The organism is Microbacterium psychrotolerans (assembly GCF_031085295.1).
Classification (GTDB): domain Bacteria; phylum Actinomycetota; class Actinomycetes; order Actinomycetales; family Microbacteriaceae; genus Microbacterium; species Microbacterium psychrotolerans.
In genome coordinates this window covers 192,440-206,029 of record NZ_JAVFWO010000004.1, presented here as the reverse complement: position 1 = coordinate 206,029, position 13,590 = coordinate 192,440, and the positions used below count along the sequence as shown (strand labels likewise).

Genomic DNA, 13,590 nt, shown 5'->3' with positions numbered 1-13,590 from the left:
ATGGCGGAGGACTCCCATTTCCATGCGGTGCTGAGCGAGGCGGTGGCCGACGAGGTCCGGATGTCGCTGGTCACCGCGATCGATCCCGGCGACGGGCACCGCCGGCTCATGGATCGGGCGAAGCTCTTCGTGTCGGCATACGTGTGGCCGCGGTCGGCGCACGCCGGCGATCCGGCGCTCATCGTGGCCGCGCACGAGAGCGTGCGTGCGCTCCGCGCCCGGCAGGGCGCCGGAGGGCTTTTCATCGGCGGCGACAACGTCGACTCGCCGCCCGACTCGTCGTTCACGGTGAACGACCTGTGCGACACGCTGCACATCATCGGTGCCGCGCCGGTCGGGGCCCGGGACGCGCTCGCCGAGCTGGCCAGGGAACTCGATGCGATCGCGGACGCCGTGGAGCCCGCCCTCATCGCGGGCGGGGTGCACACGCCCAACCACCGCTGGGAGATCTCCGCCGCCCTGGCGCGCCTGCATCGCCGGCGCGCGTCGCCGCAGCTGCGCGACCGCGCGGCCGAGTGGCTCGCCGAGGGCATCGACATCACGCCCGACGGGGTCTACTCCGAGCGCAGCGCGAACTACGCGGCCTACGTCTCGAACCCGTCGCTGAGCGTCATCGCCGATGTCCTGGACCATGACGAGGCGCGCTCCGCCGTCGTCCGCAATCTCGAGAGCACCCTCGGACTCATCCACCCCGACGCCACCGTCGAGACCGTGCACTCGCGTCGGCAGGATCAGCTGCGCCGATTCTCGGTGGCGCCGTACCTGACGGCGTACCGGCGGTATGCGGTCGAGCTCGGCCGGGGAGACTTCGCCTGGGCCGCGTCGCGCGCACTGCACGCGGGCATGATGCACCCGGGCGCCGTGCTCACGGACCTCCTCATCACGCCGCAGATCGGCGAGGAGCTGCCGGATGCCGCACCGCCGGCTCCGCGAGGCCGCTGGGAGCAGTCCGCCCTCGTCGTGGATGCGTCTCCGCGTCGACGCCTGGTGGTGTTCGGCGGAAGCGACTATCCGCGGTTCCGCCGCGTACGCTCCGGCCTGTCGGCCAATCCCACGTTCCTCCGCATGTTCGCCGGCGACGCCGTGCTCGACTCGGTGCGGCTCTCCCGCGACTTCTTCGGCCTCGGTCCGTTCCGCGCCGACCGGATCGTCTCCGAGCCCGGGCCCGACGGCGCGCTGCATCACGAGCTGCGCGAGACGGTGGCCGCGCACTACTACCAGCCGATGGACGCCGCGCGTCGTTCGCCCTCCGGCGAGTACGCGTTGAGCGACGACGGCCGGTTCTTCGGCTCGATGGCGTTCGCCGACCGCGCGCGGGACGAGGTGCGCCTGCGCACCACGGTCGAGATCCACCCCACCGATGAGGGCGCGGTCGTCGCGATCGCGATCGACGGTCCCGACAGTCCGTGGGCACTCGAACTCGCGTTCCGGGACGGTGGTCGGTTCGAGGGCGTGACGACGCAGGATGACGGCGTCGCACTGCTGACCGGCGGGGTCGGACGCTACCGGGTCGGCGGCAGCGTCATCGTCTTCGACGCGGGCGACGGGTACGCCGCGCAGGGACCGGGACGCTATCACCCCGGCGAGGACTACGCGTTCCTCGGCGCGACGGATGCCGCGGACGGCCAGCGGGTCTACCTCACTGGCCGCTCGCCCGGCCGTCTCGAGCTCACGCTTCGCGCCGAAGGCGGCGGCCGATGAGCGCCGTCGTCGACGCGGTCGGCTTCCACGCGCTGCGGACGCTCCGCGCCGAGCGCCCGCACGCCGTCGAGGAGGCACTGTCGTCGCGCCGTCGCCGCGACATCGTGCGCGGCGACGGGAGGCTCTTCATCGTGGCCGCCGATCACCCCGCGCGCGGCGCCCTGTCGGTCGGAGGCCGCGACGACGCGATGGCGAGCCGGTACCTGCTGCTGGAGCGGCTGGCGATCGCCCTCGGGCGTCCCGGCGTCGACGGCGTGCTGGGAACGCCCGACATCATCGACGACCTCGCGCTGTTGGGGCTGCTCGACGACAAGGTGGTCGTGGGCTCGATGAACCGCGGCGGCCTGCGCGGTGCGAGCTTCGAGATGGACGATCGCTTCACAGGCTACGACGTTGCGTCGATGGTGCGCTCGGGTGTCGACTTCGCCAAGGTTCTGCTGCGCGTGAACCTCGCCGACACCGCGACCGCGTCCACGCTGGAGGCGACCGCGCGTGCGGTGACCGCCGCGGCCGAGGCCCGCATGCCCATCATGATCGAGCCGTTCATCAGCCGCTGGGCGGGCGGACGCATCGTCAACGACCTCACGCCCGACGCCGTCGTGCTCTCGCTGGCCATCGCCGCGGGGCTCGGCGCCAGCAGCGCGTACACCTGGATGAAGCTGCCGGTCGTGCCCGACATGGAACGCGTGATGCAGGCGACGACCCTGCCGACGCTGCTTCTCGGCGGGGACTCCGGCGGCGACCCGGACGATACCTTCTCCTCGTGGGAGGATGCCCTCGCCCTGCCCGGCGTCCGCGGGCTGACGGCGGGGCGCGCGCTGCTGTATCCGCCCGACGGAGATGTCGCGGGCGCCGTCGACGCCGCCGCCCGCCTCGTCCACCCTCTAGACCCGATGGAGACGTCCATGCACAGTGCCGAGGAGACCCGATGAACGCCGAGGTGGCCGGTGCGCCGGTGAGCTTCGGCGTCTTCGAGATGACGCCCGAGGGCGCGGCCACCGTGGCGGCCGACGACATGCTGGCCGTGCTCGCCGACGCCGGCTACGGCGGTGTCGACCTCGGTCCCGTCGGCTTCCTCGGTCGCGACGCCGAGCTGCGATCCCGGCTCGCGCACTTCGGGCTCGAGCTGGCCGGCGGGTGGGTGCAGCTGCCGCTGTCGGACGACGAGGCGTTCGAAGCCTCGCTCCCGTCGCTGCACGAGGCTCTGCGCGTGTTCTCGGATGCCGCCGAGGCGGGGCCCCGCCGGCTGCCGCTGCCCACGCTGGCCGACGACGGCTCGCTCACCCGCCGAGCGCATCCCGGGCGCGGGGCCGAGGTGGACGCGCTCGACGCCCGCGCATGGGAGCGGCTGTTCGCCAACACCGAGCGCGCCGGCGCGATCGTGCGCGCCGCCGGCTTCGAGCCGACGTTCCACCACCACGCCGGCACCTTCGTCGAGTCGCCCGACGAGATCGACCGCTTCCTCGCCCATGTCGACGTCGATCTCACCCTCGACACCGGTCACCTGCTCATCGCCGACGGTGACCCCGTCGATGCCGTGTCGCGCTGGGGTGACCGCATCAACCACCTGCATCTCAAGGACGTCGATCGCGCCGAGCTGCGACGCGTGCTCGCCGGCGGCGGCGGGATGACCGAGGTGTGGTCGTCAGGATCATTCGTCGCCTTCGGCCACGGCGATCTCGACCTCGCACGGGTGATGGATGCCATGGCCGCACGCGGTTTCGACGGCTGGATCGTCGTCGAGCAGGATGTGCTGAACACACCCGACGTCGACATCGACGCATTCCGCGCCGCGCGCGGCGACGACCAGCGTGTCAACCGCGCGGCGCTGCAGCCCTGGGCCTGACGCCCGACTCCCGCACGAACCGATCCCTCACCGACAAGGACACCACCGTGACCGACGCCCCCCTCCGCTTCGGCCTGATCGGCACCGGTCGCATCGGCCAGGTGCACGCCGCGAACATCGCCACGAGTCCTGACACCGTGCTCTCCTGGGTCGCCGACCCCATGGTCGACGGCGCCCACGCCGTGGCCGAGCGCTTCGGCGGTCGGGTGACGGATGCCGCTGACGAGCTGTTCGCCGCCGGTGACGTGGATGCGGTGCTCATCGCCTCGCCGACCCCGACCCACGTCGACCTGATCGCGCAGGCGGTCGATCGCGGCATCCCGGTGCTCTGCGAGAAGCCGATCGACCTCGACATCGCCCGCGTCGAGGCGCTGCGCCCGAAGGTCGCGGCCTCCGGCGTACCCGTCGCGCTGGGATTCAACCGCCGCTTCGACCCCGCGTTCGCCGAGGTGCAGGCGCGCGTCGCGGCGGGCGAGATCGGGGCTCTCGAGCAGCTCACGATCATCAGTCGTGATCCGGCCGCGCCACCCGCCGCCTACATCGGGGTCTCGGGCGGCATCTTCCGCGACATGACGATCCACGACTTCGACATGGCCCGGTTCTTCCTGCCCGACATCGTCGAGGTGACGGCGGTCGGCACGACGACCTTCGATGACGGCGCGCGCGAGCACGGCGACTTCGACACGGCCGTCGTGACGCTGCGGGCCGCCTCCGGTGCCGTCGTCACCGTCATCAACTCGCGCCACAGCGCGGTCGGCTACGACCAGCGGCTCGAGGCCTTCGGCGCGAGGGGCTCGCTGCAGGTGGCGAACCGCTCGACCAGCCTCGTCAGCCTCTCGACCGCCGAGCGGGTGGACGCGCGAGCGCCGTTCGAGGACTTCTTCCTGCAGCGCTATGCCGACGCGTACGCGGCGGAGCTCGACGCCTTCGTCGCCCTGGTGCGCGGCGGCGCCTCGACGAGCCCGACCTTCGAGGACGGCCGCGCCGCGCTGGTCCTGGCCGACGCGGCGCAGCGGTCCGCGACCGAGCACGTCTCGGTGGCCGTGCACACCGACTGATCCGCGCGGGCATCGACCCCGCAGACGAAACACGGATGCCGCGGCACGAGGCCGCGGCATCCGTGTTCCTGCCTTCGACAGGTCCCAGGTTTCGACGAGTTCAGCCGAGGATGGCGTCCGCCTCGGAGAAGAACTGCGTCACGGCGTCGTCGACCGAGAGGGCGCCGAGGCCGATCGACTTGCCGAGGTCCCAGAAGGTCTGCTCGAGCGAGCCGTATCCGACGACCGGCACGGGCGGGGCGTCGCCGATGCGGTCGGCGGCGGATTCGATGTAGTCGGCGACCTGCTTGTCGGCGCCCTCGAGGGTCGTGCCCTCGAGCTTCGACGACGACGCCGGGAAGCCGAGCGTGGTGCCGAAGATCTCGCCGGCCTCGGGGCTGTTCACCACGAAGTCGAGGAAGAGCGCCGCGGCCTCGGGGTGCTCGGTGTTCTTCGCGATCGCCACCTGCAGACCGGCCTGACGGTAGAGGTCCTTCGAGCCCTCCTCAGCGGTGGGCGGAGCGACGATCGAGATCGACGAGGCGCCCGAGTCGGCGAGGTAACCGCCGAGGAAGTTGCTCCAGCTCATCTCGCTCGCCGTGATGCCGGCGCCGAAGCCCGACTTGGGGGAGAGCTCCTCGAGCTTCTGCTGCGGCACGGTGACGCCGTCGCGGATCTCGGCGCCCGACTCCCAGAAGTCGCGCAGCTCGTCCTCGGTGAAGCCCAGCTCGCCGTCCTCGGTGTACAGGTTGCCGCCGTTGGCGCGGAGCGCGAGCTCGAACACCTGGATGCGCTGCGTGTAGTCGGTGCCGCCGTAGACCGCGCCGCCCGTGGCGTCCGTGACGTCGGCCATCCAGTCGTCGAAGTCGACGAAGCTGGTGCCGGCCTCGGGTGCCTCGACGCCCGCCTGCGCGACGAGGTCGTCGTTGACGAAGTTCGCCCACAGGCTGTAGCCGGTCGGAAGCGAGTACTGCACGCCGTCGAGCGCGCCCGTGCCGAGCAGCGAGTCGTCGAACGTGGTCGTGTCGATGTAGTCCGACACCTCGCCGAGGTCGAGCAGGTTGCCCGACTCGGCGTACTGACGAAGGTAGCTGTCGGAGAACTGGAACACGTCGGGCAGTCCGCCGCCCGCGGCCTCGGTCTGCCGCTTCTCCCAGAAGCTCGGGAAGTCGGTGAACGAGGTGTTGATCGTGATGTTCGGGTACTCCTCGTTGAACGCCGCGATCAGGTCGTTGTAACGGGTGGCGCGGTCGTCGTTGCCCCAGAACGCGAAGTCCAGGGTGACCTTCTCGTCGGGGTCGAAGGCGGCGGCCTCATCCGGCTCGCCGCCGGCGCAGCCGGCGAGGACGAGTGCGGCGCCTGCGGTCAGGGCGGCTGCCGCGAACAGGGTGCGAGGTGCGGGCATCAGGGTGCTCCAGTCGTTGATCGGGTTGGGGTCAGGAGAGGCTCAGGGCATCACGCGCGGCGGACGCGGGGGCGGGGCCCGCGCCGGGGATGACCGGTGCGGTGATGAAGGCGACGCCCTGCGCGTCGAGCACCACACGGTCGACGGCGACGCCGGTCTCGGCATCCGTTCCGTCGATCGCGATCTCGACCCGGGCGTCGCCGTGGTTGATCAGGGTGACGAGGTCGCCGCGGCGTGCCGCCTCGACGCCTGCGGGCAGTCCCTCGACCACGGGACGGACACCGGATGCCGCGACCACGGTCGCCACGACGGCGCCGAGCGCGTCGGCCACGCCGCTCGCACCGCCGCCGGCGGAAGGGCCGTTACCCACCGGCCGCTCACCCGCCGGCACGGTCGCGACGTACCAGGCCTCGCCGGATCCGTAGCGGTGGCGCGTGAGAGCGGGCGATCCCGCCCGCAGACCCGACGCGAACGAAGCGACGACGTCCGCTCCGGCCGCGTGGACGGCCTCGGCGACCAGGCGGCCGCGCTGCTCCGCGCCGTCGAGGCCGAACGTCACGGTGCCCGCCGCGGCGGCGGTGCGCGCGGCGCGGACGGCGTCGGTGCTGAGGGCGCCCACGCCGCCGGCGCTCGCCGCGGATCCCGCGAGCGCGCCGAAGTCCTCGAACCGCAGGCCGAGCACGGGCCCCAGCTGCGTCAGGAATCCGCCGTCGCGGAACTGGTCGTGCTGGTCGACGATGTCGGTGAAGGGACCGGTGAGCAGAGTCCCGCCGTCGTGGACGAAGCGCGCGAGCGCGGCTGCGCCCTCATCGCGGAGGAGGTACAGGGCGGGGGCGACCACCAGTCGATAGGCGTCACCGACCTCTTCGGGGCCGACGATGTCGACCTGGATGTTGCGGGCGTGGAACGCGCCGTACCACTCCAGCACGAGCGCCAGGTAGTCGACCTCGGTCGGGTGGTCGCGCTCCTCGACCGCCCACCAGTTCTCCCAGTCGAAGACCAGTGCGACCTGCGCGTCGCGGCCGGGCGCGGGAAGCTCCGGCAGCGCGGCCAGGCGCGCGCCCAGCTCGGTCACGGCGTCCCACGTGCGGGTCTGGGTGCCGGCGTGGGGCAGCATCGCCGAGTGGAACTTCTCGCTGCCCGCGCGGGACTGGCGCCACTGGAAGAACATGATGCCGTCGGCACCCCGCGCGACGGACTGCGCGGTCTCGGCCATCAGGGCGCCGGGGCGCTTGCCCGGGTTGGCAGGACGCCAGTTCACGGCATCCGTCGCCTGCTCCCACAGCAGCCACGGCACACCCGGCTTCAGCGAGCGGATGAGGTCGCGCTGGAACGCGGCGTCGCGCACGCGGTTCGGGTTCGCGGGGTCGGGGTAGCAATCGTCGGCGATGACGTCCATGAACGGCGCCCACTTGCGGTAGTCCGCCGGCTTGAACGGGCCCATGAAGTTCGTGGTGATCGGCTGCGTGGCGCCGGCGCGCTGCAGGATCTCGCGCTCCATGAGGTAGCACTCGAGCAGCATGTCGCTGGTGAAGCGCCGCCAGTCGAGCATCGACGACGGGTTGTGGCTGTAGGGGGCGAGACGCGGCGGGAAGATCTCGTCGAAGGCGCCGTAGCGCTGCGACCAGAAGCTCGTTCCCCAGGCCGCGTTCAGCGCGTCGATCGTCTCGTACCGGTCGCGAAGCCACACGCGGTACGCGTCGCGCGCGGCATCCGAGAAGTCCATCCAGAGGTGGCAGCCGAACTCGTTGCCCACGTGCCACATCACGACGGCGGGGTGGTGCGCGTAGCGCTCGCCCAGGCGTCGCACCAGCTCACCCGCGAGACGCCGGTACGTCGGCGACGACGGGGCGAAATGCTGGCGGCTTCCCGGCCAGTACGAGGCGCCGGACTCGTCGGCGGGAAGGGTCTCGGGGTACGTGGCGCTCACCCAGGGCGGGGGAGAGGCGGTGGCGGTCGCGAGGTTCACCGCGATCCCGCCCGCGTGCAGCTTCTCGATGACGGTGTCGAGCCAGGCGAAGTCCCACACGTCCTCGGCGGGCTGGATGCGCGACCACGCGAAGATGCCGAGGCTGACGATGTTCACGCCGGCCTCCTGCATGAGGCGCACATCGTCGTCCCACACCTCTTCGGGCCACTGGTCGGGGTTGTAATCGGCGCCGTACAGCACGTCGAGCAGCTCCTGTCTCGGTCTTGCAGCGGGGTTCGGAGGCCGTGTCAGCGACGGCCGCGGCGCGCCGGGACGGCGACGACCGCGAAGGCGGCGCAGCCGAGTCCGGCGACGATGAGCGGGGCGAGCATCCACGTCATCACGCCGACGAGCACGGCTGCAGCGGCGAGGTACAGGGCGCCGACGGGATCGGCCGCGAGCGCGGACGGGATGCCGCGGACCGCGCCGCGCCAGCCGTGCTCGGGCGTCCAGGCGCCCGCGGCCCCGAGCAGTGCGACCGCCCCGGCCACCAGCCCCAGCCATCCGACGATCGAGATGAGCGGACCGCCGGGCAGCGCGCCCGAGTTCGCCAGGTCGATGTCGAGCAGCAGCAGGAGCGTCAGCGCGATGGCGGCGATGCCGACGACCAGTCCGCCCGGGAGCGCGGCACGCCAGTCCTGCCAGAACGTCCGCACGTGCGACTGCTCGGCGTTCACATACCGGCGCAGGTGTCGGATGCCGGCGGCCAGTGCTGCGGGGAGCGTGACGACGAGGATCCCGGCGACGGTCACCAGCAGGCCGGTGAGCAGCACCTCGCCGAACAGCGCGAAGGCGCCCTTCGCACCCGGGAAGCGGGCGGGCTCGCGCTCCTCGAGCGTCGGGCCGCTGCCGGAGGCGTCGGCCCGGCGCGCGGCGCGGAGTTCTCGGCGGTTCATGTGCTGTCTCTTTCCGGGATCCGTCAGCCCTTGAGGCCCTGGGTGGCGACGCCGTCCACGAGGAAGCGCTGGAACACCAAGAAGAAGAGGAGGACGGGGATGAGGGCGATGAACGACGCGGTGACGGTGGCGCCGTAGTCACTGACCGAGGTCTGGTCGTTGTAGAGGCGCAGCGCGATCGGCAGCGGGTAGTTCTCGGGGCTGGTCAGGTACAGCAGGGGGCCGAGGAAGTCGTTCCAGGCCCAGATGAACGCGAAGATCGAGCAGGTGATCAGGGCAGGCTTGATCAGCGGCAGGATGATCGACCAGAAGATGCGCATGTGGCCGGCGCCGTCGATGCGCGCCGCCTCGTCCATGTCGCGGGGCATCTGGCGGATGAACTGCACGAGCAGGAACACGAAGAACGCCTCGGTGGCAAGGAACTTCGGCAGCAGCAGCGGCCAGAAGGTGTCGATCATGTCGAGCCGGTTGAAGATGATGTACTGCGGGATGATCACGACGTGGAACGGCAGCAGCAGCGTGCCGATCATCGCGGCGAACAGCACGCTGAGACCCTTGAACTGGATGCGGGCGAACGCGTACGCGGCCAGCGACGACGACAGCAGCACGCCGATCACGGAGCCGGCGGCGATGATGAACGAGTTCAGGAAGAACCGCCACATCGGCACCCCGGCGATGCCCTCGAACACCTTCGTGTAGTTGTCGATGGTGGGCGCGTTCGGGATGAGGCCCATGTTCGAGCCGAACTCGCTGTTGGGCTTGAACGTGGCGAACAGCAGCCAGACCAGCGGGTAGAGCACGACCGCGGTGACCGCGATGAGCACGATGAACCAGATCACGGTCTGCCAGGTCTTGCGCTTGACCTTGCGTCGCGGGGCGCGGGGGGTGGCGTCGACCTGGTTCTCGAGGGTGGCGATGGCGGGTTCGCCGAAACTTGTGGTGCTCATCGGTTGTCTCCGGCGTAGTGGACCCAGCTTCGCTGGGTGCGGAAGAGGATGAAGGCGATGACGGCGACGACGATCAGCAGCACCCAGGCGATGGCGGCCGCGTAGCCCATCTGGCCGTCGCTGAAGCCGCGCTTGTAGAGATACAGGGTGATGAAGTTCGTCATGCCGGCGGGGCCGCCGGTGCCGTTGCTGATGATGTAGGCGGACGCGAAGACCTGGAACGCGCCGATCAGGCCGAGCAGCAGGTTGAAGAAGATCACCGGGGACAGCATGGGCAGCGTCACGGCGCGGAACCGGTGCCAGGCGCCGGCGCCGTCCATCTCGGCTGCCTCGTACAGCTCCTTGGGGATCTGCTTGAGGCCGGCGAGGAAGATGACCATGGTGGCGCCGAACTGCCAGATCGCGAGGAGGATCATCGCGGGCAGCACCAGCGCGGGGTTTCCGATCCAGCCGCCCAGATCGATGCCGATCGAGGACAGGCCGTTGTCGACCGGGCCGTCGCTGGCGAACATCGCCCGCCACACGATGGCCACCGACACGGACCCGCCGATCAGCGACGGTGCGTAGAACGCGGACCGGAAGAACCCGGCGCCACGGTCGCGGTAGTTCAGCAGCATCGCCACCGCGAGAGCCGCGGCGAGGGTGATCGGAGTGCCGACCACCACGTAGATCAGCGTGATCTGCGCCGACTGGATGAACGCCGGGTCGCTGGTGAACATCCGGATGTAGTTGTCGAAGCCGATCCACTTCGGCGGACTGAAGATGTTGTAGCTCGTGAACGACAGGTACAGCGAGTACGCCATCGGGATCAGCGTCAGGCCGAAGAACCCCACCAGCCACGGCACCAGGAACCCGTAACCGGCGGCCGTCTCCTTCACGGCACGCTTGCGCATGCCCGGACGATCCACCTGCTCCGGACGGGACCGGCGGAACAGGGAACGACGCGATGACTTCTCACCGGTCACGATGACTCTGGTCGCTGTGGTGCTCACGAGACTCTCCGATACGGGTTGGGAGTGGTGTTCCGGGCCCGGGCGCTTCGTGCACCCGGGCCCGGAAGGCTGTCACTGGTTGAGGACGACGTCCATCTCGGCGAAGAACTGCGAGACCGCGTCATCGACCGTGACCGTGCCGAAGGCGAGCTCGGTGCCCAGCTGGCGGAACTTCTCCTCCAGCGTGCCGTAGCCGACGATCGGCACCGGCGGGGCGTCGCCGAGGCGGTCGGCGATCGAGGCCTCGTAGTCCTTGACCTGCTGGCTCAGCGGGTCGAGCTCGGCGGCCTCGAGGGCGGTCTCCGATGCCGGCAGGCCACGGTTCGTGCCGAAGATCTCGCCCGACTCGGGCGAGTTCACGAGGAAGTTGACGAGCGTCGCCGCGGCCTCCGGGTGCTCGGTGCTGGCGGAGATCGTGTGGAGCATCGAGGGCTTGAGGTAGAGGTCCTTCGCGCCTTCCTCCGTCACGGGCGGAGCGATCAGGCCCAGCTCGGTGTAGCCCGCGCCGAGGCCGGCGAGGTAGCCCGCGCCGAAGTTGTCCCACGTGAGCTCGCTGGCCGTCAGCGCGCTGTCGAAGGCGCCCTTCGGGGCGACCTCCTCGACGCGCTGCTGCGGGATGCCGATGCCGTCGCGGACGTCCTGGCCGGACTCCCAGAACTCGGTGAGGCGCTCCTCGTCGAAGCCGGGCGTGCCGTCCTCGTTGAAGAGGTTCTCTCCCTCGGAGCGCAGCTGCAGCTCGAAGTTCTGGATGCGGCCGGTGAAGTCGGCACCGCCCCAGAACTCGCCGCCGGCGCCGTCGGTGACCTCGCCCATCCACTCGGCGTAGTCGTCCCAGCTGCCGCCTTCGAACTCTGCGACGCCCGCCTTCTCGAGGAGGACCGGGTTGGTGAAGAGGCCCCACGCGTTGGTGGAGGTGGTGATGCCGTATGTCGTGTCGTTGACGACGCCGATGTCGAGGATGTTCTCCGGGAGCGGGTCGGTCTCGATGATGTTGCCGAGGTAGGGATCGAGGTCGAGCAGCAGGTTGTTCTCGGAGTACTGACGCAGGTAGGAGTAGTCGAACTGCATGACGTCGGGGAGGTTGCCGCCGGCCGCCTCGGTCTGCCGCTTCTCCCAGAACTCGGGGAAGGTCAGGAACGTGGCGTTGACCGTGATGTTGGGGTATTCCTCGTTGAACGCGTCGATCGCCTGGTTGTAGAGGTCGGCGCGCACGTCGTTGCCCCAGAACGCGAGGTCGAGGCTGACCTCCTCGTTGGGATCGAAGGTCGGGGCGGCATCGGGGGCCTCATCGCTGCCGCCGGCACAGCCGGCGAGCACCAGGGCGGCGCCGGCCGCGATCGCGGCTACGGCGAGTGCCCGCTTCTTGCTGAACATCCTTGTCCTCCTTGTGAACGTCTGCGTTCGCTTCTCCGCGCGAGACATTCGTCGTCTGTGAGTGCGGTGTGGGCGCATCCGGGTGCAGAACGTGCGGTGCTGGAAAGCGCTTGCCCGCTACGGTACCTGTTCTAAAAACGTTTCGCAAGACGTTCACGAGAAACTTTGGAACGATTCAGTAACGAGCGCGCGCGTGGTCGGAGTCGGATGCCAAACCGCCGACATCGGGCCGCTCGGGCGGCGGGCGGCCCGTGGACCTCAGCTGCTCAGTGGTCGGGGCGGAGGTCGATCACGGCGCTGGCGAAGCTCTTGCGGTGCGTCGGGTGCGCGGCGAGGTCGGCCGGCGTCACCACCGCGCCGTCGGCATCGGCCGACGCGTAGATCGCCGCGACCAGCTCGATCGACCGGGCGGGGGCATCGGCCGTCGGCGGGAGCGGAGCCCCCGATCGCAGCGCATCGAAGACGTCGCGCAGCAGATAGATGTGGTCGCTGCGCTCCTCGGGGCCGGTGATCTCCCACGTCGCCGACTCATCGGCGTCGACGTGAGCGGCGGGCGTGATGCGCCAGTCGTCGTGGCCGTGACCGTACAGGTGGTCGACAGTGATCGTGGCCTTCTCGGTGTCGATGCGGATCGCGCTCACCTCGCGCGGTGAGAGCGTGCTCGAGACGACCTGGGCGACCACGCCGCCCTCGAACACGACGGTCGCCGTCGACACGTCCTCGGTCTGCGTCTCGCGGTCCAGGCGCCACAGTCGGCCTTCGACGCGAGTCCAGTCGCCGAGCAGGAACGCGAGCAGGTCCAGCTGGTGGATGGCGTGGCCGAGGGTCGTACCGCCGCCTTCGGTCTCCCACTTGCCGCGCCACGGCACCGCGAAGTAGGCGGCGTCGCGGTACCACAGCGTCTGGCATTGGGCGACGAGCGGGCGCCCGAGCGCGCCGGAGTCGAGCAGCCGCTTCACGTGCGCGGGCGCCGTGCCGGTGCGCTGCTGGAAGACGACCGCGAGCCGGCGGTCGGCGGCGGCTGCGGCATCCGTCATTTCCTGGAGCTCGTCGAGCGACGGTGCCGGGGGCTTCTCGACGACCACGTGCGCGCCGGCCGCGAAGGCGGCGATGGTCTGCGCGGCGTGCGCGCCCGGGGGAGTGCAGACGTGGACCACATCGGGGTGCTCGGTGGCGAGGAGGGTCTCGAGGTCGTCATAGACGACGGGTCCGCCGTAGGAGGCGGCGAAGGTCTCGGCCGATGCGCGGCTGAGGTCGGTCACGGCGACCAGCTCGGCCCGCGGGTACGCGGCGATCGCCCGCGCGTGCGAGTGGGCGATCGCCCCGGTGCCCACGATGGCGCAGCGCAGGTTCTCGGTCACGGTGGCTCCTTCGGGTGGATCGAGGGCGGATGCCGCAGCCTGCGGCATCCGCTCCTCCAGGG

The 13,590-nt window shown here is 70.5% G+C and carries 11 protein-coding genes; 4 read left to right on the top strand and 7 right to left on the bottom strand.

Annotated features, from left to right (window positions below):
- Genes Q9R08_RS14050 through iolG form a run of 4 tightly spaced genes read left to right on the top strand, consistent with a single transcriptional unit; the run spans position 1 to position 4,605 of the window.
- Complete coding sequence (locus Q9R08_RS14050) at positions 1-1,701, top strand: hypothetical protein (protein WP_308868720.1); 1,701 nt, start codon at positions 1-3, stop codon at positions 1,699-1,701.
- Positions 1,698-2,633: a Cgl0159 family (beta/alpha)8-fold protein gene (locus tag Q9R08_RS14045; RefSeq protein ID WP_308868719.1), complete on the top strand. Its 936-nt coding sequence runs from the start codon at positions 1,698-1,700 to the stop codon at positions 2,631-2,633. Before Q9R08_RS14050 ends, Q9R08_RS14045 begins: the two co-directional genes overlap by 4 nt.
- The gene (locus Q9R08_RS14040; protein WP_308868718.1) at positions 2,630-3,547 is read left to right on the top strand and encodes a sugar phosphate isomerase/epimerase family protein; all 918 of its coding nucleotides are present in this window, start codon (positions 2,630-2,632) and stop codon (positions 3,545-3,547) included. The genes Q9R08_RS14045 and Q9R08_RS14040 overlap by 4 nt, the downstream gene beginning before the upstream one ends.
- Before the next feature lie 47 nt (positions 3,548-3,594).
- A complete protein-coding gene (gene iolG / locus Q9R08_RS14035; protein ID WP_308868717.1) occupies positions 3,595-4,605 on the top strand; it encodes an inositol 2-dehydrogenase in 1,011 nt (336 codons plus the stop codon).
- A gap of 100 nt (positions 4,606-4,705) precedes the next feature.
- On the opposite strand, the gene Q9R08_RS14030 is transcribed toward iolG, so the two are convergent.
- The 7 genes from Q9R08_RS14030 to Q9R08_RS14000 all read right to left on the bottom strand — a co-directional run bounded on the left by Q9R08_RS14030 (position 4,706) and on the right by Q9R08_RS14000 (position 13,528).
- Positions 4,706-5,989 carry an ABC transporter substrate-binding protein gene (locus tag Q9R08_RS14030; protein WP_308868716.1) on the bottom strand — a complete coding sequence of 428 codons (1,284 nt, stop codon included), beginning with the start codon at positions 5,987-5,989 and terminating at the stop codon, positions 4,706-4,708.
- Positions 5,990-6,020: 31 nt separating this feature from the next.
- Positions 6,021-8,159: a beta-galactosidase gene (locus Q9R08_RS14025; protein ID WP_308868715.1), complete on the bottom strand. Its 2,139-nt coding sequence runs from the start codon at positions 8,157-8,159 to the stop codon at positions 6,021-6,023.
- Between the two features lie 47 nt (positions 8,160-8,206).
- Positions 8,207-8,854, bottom strand: coding sequence for a DUF624 domain-containing protein (locus tag Q9R08_RS14020; protein WP_308868714.1), 648 nt, complete (start codon positions 8,852-8,854; stop codon positions 8,207-8,209).
- A 23-nt stretch (positions 8,855-8,877) separates the two neighbouring features.
- A complete protein-coding gene (locus Q9R08_RS14015; protein WP_308868713.1) occupies positions 8,878-9,801 on the bottom strand; it encodes a carbohydrate ABC transporter permease in 924 nt (307 codons plus the stop codon).
- Positions 9,798-10,793 (bottom strand): carbohydrate ABC transporter permease, encoded by a 996-nt coding sequence (locus Q9R08_RS14010; protein ID WP_418001354.1) that lies wholly within the window; start codon positions 10,791-10,793, stop codon positions 9,798-9,800. Before Q9R08_RS14010 ends, Q9R08_RS14015 begins: the two co-directional genes overlap by 4 nt.
- A gap of 72 nt (positions 10,794-10,865) precedes the next feature.
- A complete protein-coding gene (locus Q9R08_RS14005; protein ID WP_308868711.1) occupies positions 10,866-12,167 on the bottom strand; it encodes an ABC transporter substrate-binding protein in 1,302 nt (433 codons plus the stop codon).
- Positions 12,168-12,433: 266 nt separating this feature from the next.
- Positions 12,434-13,528, bottom strand: coding sequence for a Gfo/Idh/MocA family protein (locus tag Q9R08_RS14000; RefSeq protein ID WP_308868710.1), 1,095 nt, complete (start codon positions 13,526-13,528; stop codon positions 12,434-12,436).
- Positions 13,529-13,590 lie beyond the last annotated feature (62 nt).

Bases quoted from the DNA above. Each gene is read 5' to 3' on its own strand.
- Q9R08_RS14050 (WP_308868720.1), top strand. From the start codon at position 1: ATGGCGGAGGACTCCCATTTCCATGCGGTGCTGAGCGAGGCGGTGGCC.
- Q9R08_RS14005 (WP_308868711.1), bottom strand. From the start codon at position 12,167: ATGTTCAGCAAGAAGCGGGCACTCGCCGTAGCCGCGATCGCGGCCGGC.
- Q9R08_RS14045 (WP_308868719.1), top strand. From the start codon at position 1,698: ATGAGCGCCGTCGTCGACGCGGTCGGCTTCCACGCGCTGCGGACGCTC.
- Q9R08_RS14040 (WP_308868718.1), top strand. From the start codon at position 2,630: ATGAACGCCGAGGTGGCCGGTGCGCCGGTGAGCTTCGGCGTCTTCGAG.
- Q9R08_RS14030 (WP_308868716.1), bottom strand. From the start codon at position 5,989: ATGCCCGCACCTCGCACCCTGTTCGCGGCAGCCGCCCTGACCGCAGGC.
- Q9R08_RS14020 (WP_308868714.1), bottom strand. From the start codon at position 8,854: ATGAACCGCCGAGAACTCCGCGCCGCGCGCCGGGCCGACGCCTCCGGC.
- Q9R08_RS14015 (WP_308868713.1), bottom strand. From the start codon at position 9,801: ATGAGCACCACAAGTTTCGGCGAACCCGCCATCGCCACCCTCGAGAAC.